This window comes from Streptomyces doebereineriae, from assembly GCF_031845645.1.
In the GTDB taxonomy this organism is placed as follows: Bacteria; Actinomycetota; Actinomycetes; order Streptomycetales; family Streptomycetaceae; genus Streptomyces; species Streptomyces canus.
In genome coordinates, this window is sequence record NZ_JAVREZ010000001.1 from 611,395 (window position 1) to 628,317 (window position 16,923).

A 16,923-nucleotide genomic window follows, 5' to 3' on the forward strand; every position below is an offset into this window, starting at 1 on the left:
GCGAAGGAATAGCCATGAAAGTTGCCTGCATCGGCGCAGGTCCCGGAGGACTCTTCTTCGCCACCCTGCTCAAGCGCAGCCGACCCGACGCCGAGGTCGTGGTCTTCGAACGCAACCGGCCCGACGACACGTTCGGCTTCGGAGTGGTCTTCTCGGACGCCACCCTCGACGCCATCGACGCCGCCGACCCCGTCCTCAGCGAGGCACTGGAGAAGCACGGCCGGCACTGGAACGACATCGAGGTCCGGGTGCACGGCGCCCGGGAGCGCGTCGGCGGCATGGGCATGGCGGCCGTCGTACGCAAGACACTGCTGAGCCTGCTGCAGGAACGGGCCCGTGCCGAGGGCGTTCAGATGCGCTTCCGGCACGAGGTCCGCGACCCCGCCGAACTGGACGACTTCGACCTGGTCGTGGTGTGCGACGGCGCCAACAGCCGCTTCCGCACCCTGTTCGCCGACGACTTCGGACCGACCGCCGAGATGGCCAGCGCGAAGTTCATCTGGTTCGGCACCACCTACATGTTCGACGGGCTCACCTTCGTCCACCAGGACGGACCCCACGGTGTCTTCGCCGCCCACGCCTACCCGATCAGCGACTCGCTGAGCACCTTCATCGTCGAGACCGACGCCGACTCCTGGGCCAGGGCCGGACTCGACACCTTCGACCCCTCGACACCGCCGGGCACGAGCGACGAGAAGACCAAAAGCTACCTGGAAGACCTCTTCCGCGAGCAGATCGACGGGCACCCGCTGGTCGGCAACAACTCCCGCTGGGCCAACTTCGCCACCCGCAGGGCCAGTTCGTGGCGACGAGGCAAGTGGGTGCTGCTGGGCGACGCGGCACACACGGCGCACTTCTCTGTCGGGTCCGGCACCAAGATGGCCATGGAGGACGCGGTCGCGCTGGCCGAGGCCCTGGGGGAGGCACCGGACAGCGTGCCGGCGGCACTCGACCTCTACGAGGAGCGCCGCCGCCCCAAGGTCGAGAGGATCCAGAACTCGGCACGGCCCAGCCTGTCGTGGTGGGAGCACTTCGGCCGCTACGTCCGTGACCTCGACGACCCGACACAGTTCGCCTTCCACTTCCTCACCCGCAGCATCCCGCGCGGCAAACTCGCCGTGCGCGACGCGTCCTACGTGGACTGCGTCGACGGATGGTGGCTGCGACACCACGAGACGGAGCCCTTGAAGACGCCTTTCCGGGTCGGGCCGTACCGTCTTCCCTCGCGCCGGGTGACGGTCGGCGACGACCTCCTGACCGGGACCGACGGCACCGGCGTCCCGATGGTCCCCTTCAGCGGTCAGTCGTTCGGAGCGGGCGTGTGGATCGATGCCCCGGACACCGAGGAGGGGCTGCCGCTCGCCCTTGATCAGGTGCGTGAGACGGCAGAGGCGGGCGTCCTGCTCGTCGGCGTACGCGGCGGTACGGCACTGACCCGCGTACTGGTCGCGGAGGAGGCCCGGCTCGTGCACAGCCTGCCCGCCGCGATCACCGGCGCGTACGACGACGACACCGCGACCACGCTCGTGCTTTCCGGCCGGGCCGACCTCGTCGGAGGCAGCAAGTGAGCGCCCTGGACGAGCTGTTCGCACCCCGAGCCATCGCCGTGCTCGGTGCATCGGCCACGCCCGGGAAACTCGGCGCGGCGATGGCCGACTCCCTGGCGTCCTTCCCGGGCCCGGTGATGAAGGTCAACTCCGGCCGCCCGGACCCCGATCGGGGCTTCTTCCCCACCATTGGCGAGGCCGCCGCAGCCCACGGCATCGCACCCGACTTGGTCGTCTCCTGCATTCCGGCCGCGGTGACCGCCGACGCCCTGCGCGAGGCGGCAGCCGCCGGTGCCCGCGCCGCGCTCGTGTGCGCCGGCGGGTTCGCGGAAGCCGGCGGTGACGGTGCGCTGCACCAGCAGGCGTTGACCGAGGTGGTGCGGGACACCGGCATCCGGGTCCTCGGACCGAACACCTCGGGCTTCCTCGCCCCCCACCGACGGCTCACGGCCAGTTTCGTCCCAGGCGCACCCGACCTGGAACCGGGTCCGGTGGCGGTCGTGGCGGCAAGCGGGGGAGTGAACCACGCGCTGGCGTTCGCCCTGGCCGAGGCCGGCGTCGGCCTGCGCCTCGGGGTCGGTCTGGGCAACAGCCTGGACGTCACCCAGGCCGACGTCCTGCGCCACCTCGCCGACGACGACGGCGTACGGGCCGTCGCCCTGCACGTGGAGACCGCCGCGGAAGGCCGCCGCCTCACTGAAGCGGTACGACGCCTGACCGATCGTGTCCCCGTGGTGGCCCTGGTCGTGGGCCGCAGCGACATCGGCGACTTCGCCCGCTCCCACACCGGAGCCCTGGCCACCTCCTGGCGCGTGACCAGGACAGCCCTGCGCCAGGCCGGAGCCGTCCTCGTCGACGACGAACGCGACCTTGTCGACGCCGTCACCGCGCTCAGCCGTGTACGGCTCCCGGCCAACCCCCGCCCGGGCATCGGCCTGGTCACCGCACAGGCCGGACCCGGACTGCTGCTCACGGACGACCTGCGCTCCCACGGCATCCCGGTTCCGCCGCTGGTCGAACGGACGGTGAAGGAGCTGCGCGAGCTGCTCCCGGCCCTCACCTATCTCAACAACCCCGTCGACACCGGCCGCCCTTCGCCCGCGCTCACGCAGGTGGTGGAGCGGGTCTCGGAAGACCCCGGCATCGACGTCACCGCCGTGTACGGGCTGCTGGAACCCACGGCGGTGGACCTCCCGGCCGCGCTGATCGCCGCCCGTACGGCCACCCCGCTCGTCGCCGTCGTCGGCGGACCCGTGGAGCAGGCGCGGCGGACCCGCCGTGAACTCGGCGAAGCCGGCATTCCCTGCGCGGCCACGCCGGCCTCCGGCTCGGCGATGGTGCGCGCCCTCGTCGAGGACGCGGCTGCCCGCACCCGGCTGGGGGCGATCGTCACCGCCTCCGACGCCCCCACCCTGCCCCCGCTGGGCCCGGTCGACGAGCACACCGCCAAGGGCGTCCTCGCGGACCTGGGCATCCGTACGCCCGTACGGCGCGTGTGCGCCAACCCCGGCGGGGCGCACGCGGCTCTCGATGAGCTCGTCGGGCCGGTCGTCGTGAAGATCCTCGACGCGGAGATCCTGCACAAGACGGAGGTCGGCGGGGTCCAGGTCGGGATCCGCACGCACGAGGAACTCGACGACGCCCTCGCCCGCATGCCCGCGAGTCCCGCGCTGCTGGTCGAACAGATGGCCCCCGCAGGACCCGAACTCATCGTCGGCGTACGCCGCGACCCGGTCTTCGGCCCCGTGTTGGCCCTGGGCGCCGGGGGAACCGCTGCCGAAATCCTCGGCGACGTCTCCCTGCGCCTCGCGCCCCTGCCCGCGCACGAGGCCCACGCGATGCTCGACGAGCTCGCCACCCGCCAGATGTTCCTCGGCGCGCGCGGCGCCACTCCGGTCGACCGCGCGCGACTCACCCACGTGCTGCTCGCCCTCGCCTCCCTGGCCGCCGACAACGCAGTGGCCGAGTGCGAGATCAACCCCCTGCGCGTCCTGCCCGACGGCGACGTCGTCGCGCTCGACGCCGTACTGCTGCTGCGTGACCCCCGGGATCAAGGAGGATCCGATGACGCGTGAGGGATTCGTGCCCTGGCCCAAGGAGGCGGCCGACCGCTTCCGCGAGGCCGGGTACTGGCGTGGCAGGCCGCTCGGCTCGTACCTTCACGAGTGGGCCGAAACCTACGACGACACGGTGGCCGTCGTGGACGGCGAGATGTGCCTGACGTACCGTCAACTCGTCGACAGGGCCGATGGATTGGCGTGTCGCCTGCTGGACAGTGGTCTCAACCCCGGTGACGCGATGCTCGTCCAGCTGCCCAACGGCTGGGAGTTCGTCACACTCACCCTTGCCTGTCTGCGGGCCGGAATCGCTCCCGTGATGGCGATGCCCGCGCACCGCGGTCACGAACTGCGCTACCTGGCCGCGCATGCCGAGGTCACCTCGATCGCCGTACCGGACCGACTCGGCGACTTCGACCACCAGGCCCTGGGGCGAGAGGTCGCCGAAGCCACCCCGAGCGTACGGCTGTTGCTCGTCGCGGGAAGCACGGCCGGCACCGACGCCACGGATCTGCGCGCCCTGGCCGAACCGGCCGACGACCCGGCCGCCGCACGGGCCCGGCTCGACCGGATCGCTCCGGACAGCGGCGACATCGCCGTCTTCCTGCTCTCCGGCGGCACGACCGGACTGCCGAAGCTCATCACCCGCACCCATGACGACTACGAGTACAACGCGCGGCGCAGCGCCGAGGTCTGCGGCCTCGACTCCGACTCCGTCTACCTGGTGGCGCTGCCCGCCGGACACAACTTTCCCCTGGCCTGCCCCGGCATCCTGGGCACCCTCATGAACGGCGGCCGGGTCGTCCTGGCCCGCACCCCGGACCCTGACAAGGTCCTGCCGCTGATGGCCGCCGAGGGCGTGACGGCCACCGCCGCCGTACCCGCCGTCGTCCAGCGCTGGATCGACGCGGTGGCCTCCGGCCGCCACCCCGCCCCGCCCGCACTACGGCTGTTGCAGGTGGGGGGCGCCCGCCTCGCGCCGGAGGTCGCCCGCCGCGCCGAACCCGTGCTCGGTGGCACGCTCCAGCAGGTGTTCGGCATGGCGGAAGGGCTGCTGAACTACACGCGCCCCGACGACCCCGACGACATCAAGATCGAGACACAGGGGCGCCCCATGTGTCCGGACGACGAGATCCTCGTCGTCGACGCATCCGACAACCCGGTCCCACCCGGCGAGATGGGCGCCCTGCTCACCCGCGGCCCGTACACCCCACGCGGCTACTACCGGGCCGCCGAGCACAACGCCCGTGCGTTCACCCCCGACGGCTGGTACCGCACCGGTGACGTCGTCCGGGTGCACCCGTCGGGCAATCTCGTCGTCGAAGGACGGGACAAGGACCTCATCAACCGGGGCGGCGAGAAGATCTCCGCAGAGGAGGTCGAGAACCTCATCTACCGCCTGCCCGGTGTCGCCCGCGTCGCGGCCGTAGCGAAGGCCGATCCCGACCTGGGGGAGCGGGTGTGCGCGGTCGTGGTCGTCGAGCCGGGGGCTCGGTTGAGCCTCGAATCGGTCCGTGCCGCCCTCACCGCCATGCAGGTGGCCCGCTACAAACTCCCCGAAGACCTGCTGGTCGTGGACGAGTTGCCACTGACGAAGGTCGGCAAGATCGACAAGAAGCGCCTGCGGGATGTCGTCCGTGGCAAGACCGACTCCGTCGGGACGGTGTGACGGCGCTCGCCGCCGCCATCACCGTCCGTACTTCGAGCAACCGGCCGGTCGGTCAGCGGTCGTCATTCACCTTCGCAGATGCCCTCGACAGCGAACTTCTGGTACAGGTGCGGGTAGGCGACCGTGCCGGCCGGGTAGCCCGCCAGGTGCGAGGCGAACTCCGGCGTGCCGAGCGCGGCACGGAGGTGCTCGGTGGATCGCCAGACTGCGACGTTGGTGAAAAGCCGACTGCCGCCGATACCCCGGTACAGCTGCACCGAGAGGAGGCTCCCCGACTTCTTCATGTACTCCGCGTCGCCCGTCCAGGCGGCGACCACCTCATCCTCCTTGCCTTCCGGGGCGACAAAGGTGTTGATGATGGTGACCGGGCCGGCCTTCTCCTTCTGCTGGTCGTGGAAGTGGGTGGACTCGTCGAGGTGGCCGAAGCTGAGCATGATTCCTCCATGGACTCGCGTGTGGTGAGTGGTGATCGGTCGTGGTGAGGGGCCAGGTCATGTGCCCCCGCCCGCGGTGTGCGTTCAGGCGTGGTGCTTGTCGAGGAAGTCGGTGATGAGCTGCAGCCACTCGTCCGTCCGCTCCAGCATCGGCAGGTGGCCGGTGGCGATTTCCGCGAGCTGGGCGCCGGGGATGGTCTCGGCGAGCCGGCGGTGCAGGGCGCTGGAGACCAGCCGGTCGTCGGTGGTCGAGACGACCAGAGTGGGGACCGTGATGCCGGCGAGGTCGTCCCGGACGTCGACCTGGCCGACGAGGTCGGTCTGCTCGGAGCTGCCGTCGGCGATGGAGACGGCGGTGTAGCCGAGGGTCTGCTGCAGTTGCTCGGCCGGCATCGACTCCAGTGCCTGGGTGCCGAGGGCCGTCATGAGCAGGAATTCGGCGAGCAGCTCGCGGTCGCCGGACGCGGCGATCTTGCTCTGGATCGAGGAGGCGAGAGCGAGCCGGTTGTCGCGGTGCGGGAAGGCGGCGCTCAGGACGAGTGCGGTGACACGCTCGGGGTGGCGGGTGGCGGCGCGGATGGCGACCGGGCCGCCGAGGGAGTAGCCGGACACGGCGAAGCGGTCGAGGCCTTCTGCGTCGGCGGCGGCGACGAGCTGGTCGGCGAGGTCGTCGACGGACAGCGGGGCCGTGGAGCGCGGGGTGTCTCCGCTGCCGGGGTAGTCGATGCCGACGACGGTGTGGCGGGCGGCGAGGGCTTCCAGGACGGGGCCGTAGGTGCCGGCCAGGCTGCTGCCGGCGCCGTGGGCGAGGAGCAGACCAGGGCCGGAGCCGAGGCGAGTGCGGGCGAATGTGGGTGCGGTGAGGTTGCGAGGTGACATGGCTGTCTGCCTTTCGAATGGGCCTACACGCAAGAATCATCCAGTGCGTGTGATTACTTCCCTAGGTCTATCACACGGCACGTATGATTCGGGCCTGTGACGTCAATCACACGCGCCGTATGATGTGCCGGTAGGGTGGCGGCATGAAGCAGCCCCTCCACCGCCGACAGCCGACGCAGAGCAACCCGCGCGTGCAGCGCACCCGCAACCGCGTGCTGGCCGTCGCGCGAGAACTGCTGCCTCAGGTCGGGCCGGCCGGGCTGACCTACGCCCTGCTGGCCGAGCGGTCGGACGTCACCCGCCAGACCCTCTACCGGCACTGGCCCACCCGAGCCGCACTGCTCTTCGACCTCGTCCTCGAAGGCCCCGACCTCGGCACCTACCCCGAACCGGGCAGCGACGTGCGTGAGGTGGCCACCGCCTGGCTCAAGAGCCTGCGCGCCGGCGTCAGCGTGCCGGCCGTGCGAGCCGCGGCCCTGGCCGTCACCGCCCAGGCCGACCACGACCCCGACAGTGCCCGCGCGCTCGTCCGCATCGGCGAAGACCGCCACGTCGGCTTCAACACGCTGCTGGAGCCCGCGGGCATCCAGATCAGCGAAGACGAGTTCACCCTGCTGTACGGGCCAGTCCTCGCCCGGCTCTTCCTCGACCGCGGCCAGGTCACCGACGCCTTCATCGACGCCGTCGTGGCCCAATGGCTCACCATGCTGCGGCCTGCCGACGCACCGCAGGACTCCCCGGAGTAGCCGGGCGATACTCGCACCCTGCACGGCCGCCGATTGGCTTCATGGAAGCTTCATGTGCTGAGCGGTAGGTGCTTTATGACGCGCCTGTTGTCTGGCGGTCATGCACGCACTCCTCGTCCCGCCGGTGGACAACGTTGATCGCCCTGCTGTGCGGCGCGCTCCTTCGGATGGAGTCGGCCAGGCACGTGGGCCCCGCTGGGCACGAGGTCGGCGATGAGGAAAAGCCGACTGCCGGCCGGCGCCCACGCCTGAGCGCCGGATCAACCCGTCGCGACTTGGCCGCCTGCGCTCCCCAATCGGCCTGGACGGCGCGCACGCGCGCCCAGGAGAGAGCGGTCTCCACTACCGCGGGGACCGCCGCCCTCCTGCGCACGCCCTGCCGGCTTGGCGACGGCGCCGTGACGCACGCACATACGACCTGACTCGCACACAGAACGAAGAGGGGAACCGGAAATGAACCTGCGACGGAACATCTCGCGTCGAAGGATGATCGAAGGGGCGTCGGCCGCGGCGCTCGTCACGGCGGCCGCGGCCACGGTGCCTGCTGCCATGGCCAGTCCGGAGACGGCAGCTTCCGGCCCCGGGCTGCCGAAGGGCAACTGGCGTATCGATACCCACGCGCACTACTCCCCGGACGTGTACAACGACTACCTGAAGCGCTACGGCCTCCTCGGCGCCATTACCGGGGCGTACGGTCCGTGGTCGGTCGATCGGCACCTGGCCTTCATGGACCAGTACCGGATTCAGGCCAGCGTCCTGTCGTTCGGCGACCTCCAGGTCACCGTCGGCCCGGTCGACGACCGGCGTGCCACCGCCCGCGCGGTCAACGACTACGCCCGCGACCTCGTGCAGAGCCGTGGTGACCGGTTCGGGATCTTCGCGGTCACCCCGATGCCCGACATCGAGGGCTCGGTGGCCGAGGTGGACCGCGCGCTCGGCGAGCTGGATCTCGACGGCATCTGCCTGCTCACCAACTACAAGGGCACCTACCTGGGGGATCCGTCCTTCGCGCCCCTGTACGAGATCCTCAATGACCGCGGTGCCTACGTCTACGTCCACCCGACGGGTCCGGACGTGAACCCGGCTCCGAAGCTCTGTTTCGGGCCCGACATCCCGGCCGGCAACAACGTCTTCGAGTACACCTTCGACGCCACACGTGCGATGACGAGCCTCATCTACAACGGTGTCCTGCGGGACTACCCGAACATCCGCTGGCACTTCACGCACAGCGGCGGCGCACTGCCGTTCCTGGCCTACCGGCTCGCGACCCGGCACTCGGCCTTCCCGCCGTTCAACGAGGTGCTGCCGGAAGGCCCTCTCAAGTACATCAAGCGGCTGTACTTCGACGACGCGCAGGCGTTCACCGCCGCGCAGTTGCAGCCGCTGTCGTCCCTTGTGCCCGCCGACCACATCATGTTCGGCAGCGACTGGCCGGCGACCCGTCACCTCTACGCGGCCGACAACGTCGAGACGATGCCCTTCCTCAAGGGCAGCCTGCCGATTCTCAAGGCAGGTGACCCCGAGCCGACCGTCGACGAGATCTACAGCCGGCGCCAGCGGATCGCTCTCGAGCGGGACAACGCCCTCGATCAGTTCCCGAAGCTGAAGGCGCGTATACGCCGCGCCGGCTCTCGCTGAACCGCGACCGTACGCCCCCACCGCGGCCCACCCCGCCGCTGCCCTGCCGAGGGGAGCGGCCGGGGATCTGCGCAAAGGCCGGCGTCGGCTGACGGTGGAGGCCCGCGGGAGACAACGGGGTGCGGTGGGAGGCCGGCGCACAGAGTGTCGCCGGCTACGACGGACGCCGTACGCTGGCGGCAATCGCGGCCCTCTGCCCCCATGCCGCCGCTGCCCCCGCGGCGAGGACGGCCTTCCCCCTCCCTCTCCTCACCCCGGCGACGGAAAGCGAGCACGATGAGTACGCAGCGGGTTCTGGTCGTCGATGACGAACCCAAGATCCGCATGACCGTGCGCGGCTACCTGGAGGCGGACGGGTTCCACGTCGTCGAAGCCGCGGACGGGCCGTCCGCCCTGCAGGCGGTCACCCGCGACCGGCCGGACCTGGTGGTGCTCGACGTGATGCTTCCGGGCCTGGACGGATTCCAGGTCCTGCGCCGCATCCGGGAGGCGAGCCAGATTCCGGTGATCATGCTCACCGCCCGGGACGAGGAGGTCGACCGGCTGATCGGCTTCACCACCGGCAGCGACGACTACGTCACCAAGCCGTTCAGCCCCCGCGAACTGGCACTGCGCGTACGCGCCATCCTGCGGCGCACCGACAGCCGGTCCGAGGCGGACCACGAGGACGGCGTGCTGCGCTTCGACGGACTGACTGTCGATCCCGAGACACGGACCGTACTGGTCGACGCCGACCGGACGGTGGAGCTGTCCGCTCTCGACTTCGATCTGCTGTTCGCGATGGCCCGTACCCCCGCGCGGGTCTTCACCCGGCGCGGCCTGCTGGCCCAGGTGTGGGGCGACGACTTCTTCGGCGACGAGCGCGTCGTGGACGTGCACATCCGCACGCTGCGGCGCGCGCTGGGCGACGACGCGGGGGCACCCCGGTTCGTGGGGACCGTCCGCACCATCGGCTACCGGTTCATCGGGCGCCCCGCCTAGCGGTCAGGAAGGACACCCGCCCATGCCTGCCTCCCGCTTTCCCGCCTACCACCGGTCCCGTGCACGGCTGCGCCGAATCAAGGAGCGTCTGTCGCTCCGCAACCGGCTGGTGCTCTCGCACGTCATGGTGCTCCTCCTGGCACTGGCGGCCATGGCGGCGATCAGCGCGCTGATCGAGGTGTGGCTCGGTTTTGCCGACATCGAAGGTGATGTTGTCCTGCAGGTCGGCCTTTTGTTCGGTGGGGCCGCGGCTTTCCTGGCGTCCGTCGCCCTGTCCCGGTTTCTGCTGCGTCCCCTCGACAGGGTGCGCGCCGCCACGCGCCGGCTCGCCGAAGGACACTACGACGACGTCCTCCAACTTCCCAGCGAACCGGGCCTGGCAGCGCTGGTCCAAGACGTCAACACGCTGGCGGCAGCCCTCGCCGACACCGAGCGCCGCCGCGCCCGGCTGATCTCCGAGGTCGCCCACGAGATGCGCACCCCCATCACCATCCTTCGCGGACAGATAGAAGGCATGGCCGACGGCATCTTCATCCCCGATGAGGCGATGTTCGCCTCCCTCGCCGACGACCTCGACCGACTGCAGCGTCTGGCCGGCGACCTCTCCAGCCTGTCCCGGTCCGAGGAGGGCGCCTTCGATCTTCGCCGCAAGCCCACCGACGTGGCCATGTTGGCTCGGAACACAGCCGAGCGACTGCGCCCCCAGTACGACGACCAGAAGGTGACGCTTTCTGTCGACGCAGGCACACCCGTCGTCGCCTTCTGCGACCCGGACCGGATCACCCAGATCCTGGTGAACCTGCTCGGCAACGCACTGGCCGCATGCGATCGGCAGGGGCATGTGGCGTTGTCCGTGCACGCTGAACCGTCTCCCGCGCATCACGTGATCGTCCGCGTCATCGACGACGGCATCGGCATCGCCGAACACGACCGGGAGCGCATCTTCCACCGCTTCGAACGCCTCGAGCATCCCGGCCGACCCGCTGCCGCCGGCGGCAGCGGCATCGGCCTGACCATCGCCCGGGGCATCGCCCGAGCCCACGGCGGAGACATCACCGCGGAATCCGCCGGCCTTGGCAAGGGAGCGACGATCACGTTGCACCTACCGCAGGATCACGTTCCGGGGGGCGGCCTGCCTTCGGTCTTCCCTTGACCTATGGACTCCGGAGCGGCGGTGACGAGCATGTCTCGGTCGTCAAGGACGCCGAGCAGTGCGCTCAGTAGGCCCTCGCAGACTCCGGAGACCGCGTGCGGCTGCCGAGGTGCATGACACGGCCGGCGACGCTCGGATCAGGAGCAGGCGGCCGCGCCTTACGGCCGGCCGACCGCCGTTCCCGCAGCGCCGTCAATGTCCGGCGTCCGCTGCGGGACACCTCCGACTGCGCCTCCTTGACGTCACATGCGCCAGACCGGCAGGACCTTCCCGGGTCGCCAGCTCCCGCCCGGCAGGCGTACGCGCCTGCTGGCTGGTGATAGTAAACTCAGGTATGCGGTGCACGCTGCTGGGCGTATGGCCACCGGAACGAGTACCCGGCGTCGATGGAGAGGTGAGTTCTGTGCCGTCAGGAAGGCACGTGTCCGGCCCCATGGATGACGAGCCGGCCTGCTCCATGGAGCGGAGCCTGCAGGTACTCGGCGAGCGGTGGACTCTGCTGGTGCTGCGTGAGGTTCTCTACGGCAGGCACCGCTTCGCTGAAATTCAGTCGTCTCTCGGCATCGCGTCGAACCTGCTCAGTGACCGGCTCAAGGTTCTCGTCGACGCCGGAGTGCTGCGGACACTGGCTTACCAGGAGGCCGGCAGCAGGCCCCGGCAGAGCTACCACCTGACGCCGGCCGGGCTCGAACTGCAGCCCGTCCTGGGTGCGCTGCAGCAGTGGGGCGACCGTCACCGTCCGCGGCCCGCAGGTCCCTCCGTTTGTCAGCGGACCCGTTCCACGGGTCGGGCCGTCCATGTGGGGTTCCTCGATGACGAGGGTCGCGAGGTTCCCATGGAGGATGTGTCGCTGATGGCGGCACCCGACCCTCAGAGCTCATCCACCAGCCAGTCCGGCTGAACGCAGCCACCGCCAACGAGTGCCCGGGCCCGCCCGGCCGAATGCGGCGGGATCCGGAACGCGGCGGAACGGCGGGGCATCCGGCGGCCCACAGGACCCGGCCGGGGCGGTACACAGAGAAGCTGCCCGCATTCCAGTGAGCACTCCTGGATCCATGGATCTCTTGAGGGTCCGGGCACTCACTGAGGCTCCCTCCTGACCCTCCCTGCTGCCGCCCGCGTCAGGGTGCCCGAGAGCTTCGCCGACTGCGCCATGAACAGCAGCAAGAACCCCACTCGCGTCACCGCCCCCTCCGGCGGCTCGCGGCGCCGTCCGCGCAGCCGGAGGCCAGAAGTGCCTGCTCAGCACCGATGCGGCGACACCCCGACGCCCTCGAACTCACCGCCTCCCTCGAAAGTCGGGCCGAGTCGCACCCCTTCTGGATTGCATTTTTAAAGTCAGGCCCTCTAGGGTCGTCCCCAAACGACCGCTAGAGAATTGCGAAGGAGGCGCCGACATGGGCGTGCTTGCGGGCAGGACGGCTCTGGTCACCGGGGCGAGCAGGGGCATCGGACGCGGGATCGCGGAGCGGCTGGGACGCGACGGCGCACGGGTCGCGGTGCACTACGGCAGGAACGAGGCGGCGGCGAAGGAGACGGTCGCCGCGATCGAGGCGGCGGGTGGCTCAGCCTTCGCGATCGGCGTGGAGCTGGGGGTGCCCGGGGACGCCGAGGCCCTGTGGGAGGAGTTCGACCGGCACGCGGACGGGCTGGACATCCTGGTGAACAACGCCGGAATCGGCAACACCCGGTCGATCGAGGAAATCGACGAGGCGGAGTTCGACAGCGTCTTCGCGGTGAACGTGAAGGCGCCCTTCCTCCTCGTCAAGCACGGCATGACCCGCCTGCGCGACGGCGGCCGGGTCATCAACGTGTCGTCGGGGCTGGCCCGGAGCGCGAAGATTCCGAACGCCATCGCGTACGCCATGACGAAGGGCGCTCTGGACACCTTCTCCCTGTACCTGTCCAAGGTGCTGGGCCCTCGGAACATCACCGTGAACTCGGTGGCGCCGGGGGTCATAGCCACCGACGGCACCTATGAACTGCTGCACGCGAGCGAGGACGCGCGGGAGCAGCTGGCGGCGCTGTCCGCGCTGGGCCGGGTGGGGGAGACGGCCGACGTCGCCGATGTGGTGGCGTTCCTGGCCTCGGACGGGGGCCGGTGGGTGACGGGGAGCTGGGTGGACGTTACGGGAGGTTCACAGAGCTAACTGGGGCGTCGCAACCCGACCCGGAGCACGGCGCGGCGTGCGAACGGCCGCCGCGGTGCTTCCCCGTCACAGCTGCGATCCTGCCGGGCAGCGGCGGCAGTTGAGTGACGTCGTTACGGTTTTCACCGGCCGGCGACACCGCGAGCGGGATGCCCTGCCCGTCGGTGACGGACGTGGTGCTTGCTGCCCGGTCGCGCGCGTTCGACCGGGCTGGGACCACTTCTGGACGCGCCGAATCGCCCGGGCGTGGGAGGGAGCGGATGCCCGCGGAGGCACGGCAGGAGTTCCGACCGCACGGTGGGCGTGGATCGACCACATTGGCGAACTCCCCGTCATCGGGGGCACATTGACCGCCTGGAGGTCGACCGTCTGCCGGGCGGCCACGATCCACTTCCGGTCGTCTTGAGCACACCTTCCGGGTGATCAAGTAGACGCTCGACCGGACCCGCGCGAGGCCCGCCCGGCCGACGCACCCCCGCGCGGGTCCGCCGGCGGTTGAGGAACCTGCCCAGCTTCATGGAAGCTTCATGCGCGGAGCGGCAGGGGCTTTATGCGGCGGCTGTTGCCTGGTGGTTGTGCAGCCCAGCTCGGCGTACTCCTCGGGGATCCGGCTGGACACACGCTCGGCGATCAGCGACGTGCTCGCGGTCCGCTCCCGTGCCGTCTCCGTTCCATCCCGTGTCCGTCACTGGTGAGCGGCCTGCGATGAACCGCGTATCGATGTGAAGGAACGTGAGAGTGGAACAGACCATGATGGCGGTCCGCCTGTTCGAACACGGCGGGCCCGAGGTGCTCCAGTACATCGAGGCGCCCATTCCCGAGGTCGGCCCCGACGACGTCTTGCTGCGGGTGCACGCCACGGCCGTCAACAGCTGGGACCTGCGCTACCGTGCGGGCAACCTGCCGCAGCCGCTGCCGGGACGGCCGCCGTGGCCGCTGCCCTTCCAGCTCGGCCGGGACGCGGCCGGTGACATCGTCGCCACCGGAGACAACGTCACCCGCTGGCGCCCCGGCGACCGGGCGGTACAGCTCCCGCACCCGCCCTGCCGCACCTGCGCCCTGTGCCTGCGCGGACTGGAAAACCTGTGCGTCGACACCGCCTACCCCGGACACCAGGTCTTCGGCGGATACGCCCAGTACGTCGTGCGCCGCCAGGACGCCCTCCTGCCCATCCCCGACGGCGTCGACTTCCAGACCGCCGCGGCCACCATGTGGACCTACACCACCCCCCTCAACTGCGCCCGCCAGGCCCCCGTCGGCCCCGGCGACACCGTGGTCATCACCGGCGCCAGCGGCGGCATGGCGATCGCCTGCGCCCAACTGGCCAAACTCAGCGGAGCCACCGTCATCGGCACCACCACCAAACCCGACCACGACCAAGCACTCGGCAAGCTCGGCTACGACCACATCGTCCACTCCACCGACCCCCACCTGCCCGCACAGGTACGGGAGCTGACGCACGGCCTGGGCGCCGACGCCGTCTGGGACTGCGTCGGCGGCAACGACTTCTTCCAGCTCTCCCTCGCCTGCACACGGCTCGGCGGCACCGTCATCGTCCTGGGCACACCCACCGACCAGGGCTCCCGCCTCGAACTGGACGCCCTCGCCGTCATCGGCCAACAGGTCAAAATCGCCGGCGTGCGCGGCGCCACCCTGCGCGACCAGCAACTCTGCCTGGAACTCCTGGCAGCCGGAAAGATCAACCCGATCATCGACCGCGCCTACCCCCTGCAAGAAGCAGCCGAGGCTCACGCCTACCTCGAAAGCCACCGCCAGACCGGCAAAGTACTCCTCCTGCCCTGAGCCCGCGGCCGCCGGGAACCGGCGCTCAGGTAGCCGTGGTCCGGCAGTACTACCGCTGCCTCCTATCCGCTAACATAGAACAATTAGATAGATGAATAGCCTATGCTGGCGAAGGAGTGGCCGTGGACTTCGGGCTGACCGACGAGCAGGACCTGTTGCGTGCGACGGCTCGGAAGTTCGTCGCCGACGTGTGCCCGGCCGAGAAGGCCAAGCAGTGGGACGAGGAAGGCGTCGTACCACCCGAGCTGTTCCGGGGCATGGCCGACCTCGGGTGGTTCTCGCTGCCGTTCGCCGAGGACGAGGGCGGCGACGGTGGCGGGCCGCTGGAGCTCATCCTGATCGCCGAGGAGCTCGGGCGGGCCAGTTTCGACGTGGCCATGTGCTACATCGGGGTGCTCATTCCCGGCATCACGGTGTTCCGGTGGGGCAGCGAGGCGCAGCGCGACTTCATCCGCGAGCAGGTGATGACGGGCCGGCACCGGCTCGCCGTCGGTCTCAGCGAGCCGGACAGCGGGTCCGACGCCGCGGCACTGCGCACCACCGCCGAGGACCACGGGGACGACTTCCTCGTCCGGGGTCAGAAGGCGTGGTGCACGGGTGGCGGTCTGCCCGACACGACCATCGCCACGTACGTGCGGACCGGGCCCCGCGAGCCCAAGCACGGCGGCATCAGCCTGCTGCTCGTCGATCCCGCGACCGAGGGCGTCGAGGTGCGCCGGACGCCGACACTGGCCCGGCACATCCTGGGCACCAACGAGGTCTTCTTCAACGACGCGCTGGTGCCGAAGGAGAACCTCGTCGGTCCGCGCGACGAGGGCTGGAAGGTGATGCTCTCCAACATCGAGCTGGAGAAGGTGATCATCAGCGGGGGCTATCTGGGCGCCGCTCAGGCCACGCTCGACGAGATGCTCGACTACGCCCGCAACCGGCACGCCTTCGGCCGGCCGATCGGCAACTTCCAGGCCCTCGCGCACGCCATGGCCGACCTGCAGACCGAGATCGACTCCGCCCGGCTGCTCGCCTACCGGGCGGCCTGGCTGCTCGCCCAGGGCAAGCCGTGCACACGGGAAGGGTCGATGGCGAAGCTGAAGGGCTCGGAGACGTACGTGGCGGCCGCCCGGCTCGGGATGCAGGTCTGCGCGGGGCACGGGTTCTCGACGGAGAGCGTGATGAGCTTCCGGTACCGGGAGTCGATCGTGGCCACGATCTCCGGGGGCACGAGTCAGATCCAGCGCAACGGCATTGCCCGCAGCATGGGGCTCAGGTCCTACTGAGCCCAGTCGCCCGGGCCTGTCGGCTGTTCCTACTGAGCCTCGGCGTCCTGACCGGCCAGCCACTCCTGGTGCCGTGCGAAGTGGCCCTGGTCCCGGGTCACCCAGATTCCGGAGACCCGGGCCAGCACGGCCCGCGTGGGCAGCAGCACCATCTCGCCCGCGATGTACCAGCGCCTGCCCTCCCGCTTCTCCACCCAGGCCCGGACCTCCAGCGGCCGCTGCACCGGCACCGGCTTCACGAAGCTCACGGTCAGTTCCGCCGTCACGCTCAACACCCGGTGCAGCAGCGGCAGATGGCCGAGGCAGTCGTCCAGTACGGCCGCGGTCCAGCCGCCGTGCGCCACATCGGGCCCGCCCTCCTGGTCACGGGGGCAGGACAGCTCGAACCGTGCCGACCCGTCCTCCTCGAGCCGCTCGTGCTCCACTCCCAGCCGGCAGCAACCGGCGGCGCGGCACGCCCCGCACAGGGCCACCCCGCCGGGAGTCCGGGGCGGCTCCTGGAAATCGGCCCCCGCCCAGGGCCCGGTCGGTGGCGTCGTGGACATGGTGTGACTCCTCTAGTCGGGCGTCGGAGTGTCAGGGAACGGAGTGT

At 70.3% G+C, this 16,923-nt stretch carries 14 protein-coding genes and 1 pseudogene; 11 read left to right on the forward strand and 4 right to left on the reverse strand.

Annotated elements, in window-relative coordinates; genetic code table 11:
• Positions 1-14: 14 nt before the first annotated feature.
• Genes RNB18_RS02905 through RNB18_RS02915 form a run of 3 tightly spaced genes read left to right on the forward strand, consistent with a single transcriptional unit; the run spans position 15 to position 5,273 of the window.
• The gene (locus RNB18_RS02905; RefSeq protein ID WP_311712537.1) at positions 15-1,568 is read left to right on the forward strand and encodes an FAD-dependent monooxygenase; all 1,554 of its coding nucleotides are present in this window, start codon (positions 15-17) and stop codon (positions 1,566-1,568) included.
• Positions 1,565-3,622, forward strand: a complete 2,058-nt coding sequence (locus RNB18_RS02910) for an acetate--CoA ligase family protein (RefSeq protein ID WP_311712538.1) — start codon at positions 1,565-1,567, stop codon at positions 3,620-3,622. Before RNB18_RS02905 ends, RNB18_RS02910 begins: the two co-directional genes overlap by 4 nt.
• Positions 3,612-5,273 (forward strand): (2,3-dihydroxybenzoyl)adenylate synthase, encoded by a 1,662-nt coding sequence (locus tag RNB18_RS02915; protein ID WP_311712539.1) that lies wholly within the window; start codon positions 3,612-3,614, stop codon positions 5,271-5,273. Before RNB18_RS02910 ends, RNB18_RS02915 begins: the two co-directional genes overlap by 11 nt.
• 62 nt (positions 5,274-5,335) lie before the next feature.
• Here the strand turns inward: RNB18_RS02915 and RNB18_RS02920 are convergent, their stop codons facing one another.
• Complete coding sequence (locus tag RNB18_RS02920; RefSeq protein ID WP_311712540.1) at positions 5,336-5,707, reverse strand: antibiotic biosynthesis monooxygenase family protein; 372 nt, start codon at positions 5,705-5,707, stop codon at positions 5,336-5,338.
• 84 nt (positions 5,708-5,791) lie between these two features.
• Positions 5,792-6,586: an alpha/beta fold hydrolase gene (locus RNB18_RS02925; protein WP_311712541.1), complete on the reverse strand. Its 795-nt coding sequence runs from the start codon at positions 6,584-6,586 to the stop codon at positions 5,792-5,794.
• A gap of 143 nt (positions 6,587-6,729) precedes the next feature.
• Here RNB18_RS02925 and RNB18_RS02930 point away from each other — a divergent pair, with 143 nt between their 5' ends.
• The 6 genes from RNB18_RS02930 to RNB18_RS02955 all read left to right on the forward strand — a co-directional run bounded on the left by RNB18_RS02930 (position 6,730) and on the right by RNB18_RS02955 (position 13,254).
• Positions 6,730-7,332 (forward strand): TetR/AcrR family transcriptional regulator, encoded by a 603-nt coding sequence (locus RNB18_RS02930; protein WP_311712542.1) that lies wholly within the window; start codon positions 6,730-6,732, stop codon positions 7,330-7,332.
• 453 nt (positions 7,333-7,785) lie between these two features.
• Positions 7,786-8,970, forward strand: coding sequence for an amidohydrolase family protein (locus RNB18_RS02935; RefSeq protein WP_311712543.1), 1,185 nt, complete (start codon positions 7,786-7,788; stop codon positions 8,968-8,970).
• A gap of 276 nt (positions 8,971-9,246) precedes the next feature.
• A complete protein-coding gene (locus tag RNB18_RS02940; RefSeq protein WP_057613622.1) occupies positions 9,247-9,951 on the forward strand; it encodes a response regulator transcription factor in 705 nt (234 codons plus the stop codon).
• A 22-nt stretch (positions 9,952-9,973) separates the two neighbouring features.
• Entirely contained in the window at positions 9,974-11,104 is a 1,131-nt protein-coding gene (locus RNB18_RS02945) for a sensor histidine kinase (RefSeq protein WP_311712544.1), read from the forward strand.
• A 421-nt stretch (positions 11,105-11,525) separates the two neighbouring features.
• Positions 11,526-12,005, forward strand: a complete 480-nt coding sequence (locus tag RNB18_RS02950; RefSeq protein ID WP_311712545.1) for a winged helix-turn-helix transcriptional regulator — start codon at positions 11,526-11,528, stop codon at positions 12,003-12,005.
• A 496-nt stretch (positions 12,006-12,501) separates the two neighbouring features.
• The gene (locus tag RNB18_RS02955; RefSeq protein WP_311712546.1) at positions 12,502-13,254 is read left to right on the forward strand and encodes an SDR family oxidoreductase; all 753 of its coding nucleotides are present in this window, start codon (positions 12,502-12,504) and stop codon (positions 13,252-13,254) included.
• Between the two features lie 28 nt (positions 13,255-13,282).
• Here the strand turns inward: RNB18_RS02955 and RNB18_RS02960 are convergent.
• Positions 13,283-13,472 (reverse strand): annotated as a pseudogene (locus RNB18_RS02960) (IS5/IS1182 family transposase); the annotation flags it as partial.
• 520 nt (positions 13,473-13,992) lie between these two features.
• Here RNB18_RS02960 and RNB18_RS02965 point away from each other — a divergent pair.
• Both RNB18_RS02965 and RNB18_RS02970 read left to right on the forward strand, forming a co-directional pair.
• On the forward strand, positions 13,993-15,057 hold the full coding sequence (locus RNB18_RS02965; RefSeq protein WP_311712547.1) for a quinone oxidoreductase family protein: 1,065 nt from the start codon (positions 13,993-13,995) through the stop codon (positions 15,055-15,057).
• 122 nt (positions 15,058-15,179) lie between these two features.
• Positions 15,180-16,331 carry an acyl-CoA dehydrogenase family protein gene (locus tag RNB18_RS02970; RefSeq protein WP_057612810.1) on the forward strand — a complete coding sequence of 384 codons (1,152 nt, stop codon included), beginning with the start codon at positions 15,180-15,182 and terminating at the stop codon, positions 16,329-16,331.
• A 29-nt stretch (positions 16,332-16,360) separates the two neighbouring features.
• On the opposite strand, the gene RNB18_RS02975 is transcribed toward RNB18_RS02970, so the two are convergent.
• Entirely contained in the window at positions 16,361-16,876 is a 516-nt protein-coding gene (locus tag RNB18_RS02975) for a PaaI family thioesterase (protein WP_311712548.1), read from the reverse strand.
• Between the last annotated feature and the right edge of the window lie 47 nt (positions 16,877-16,923).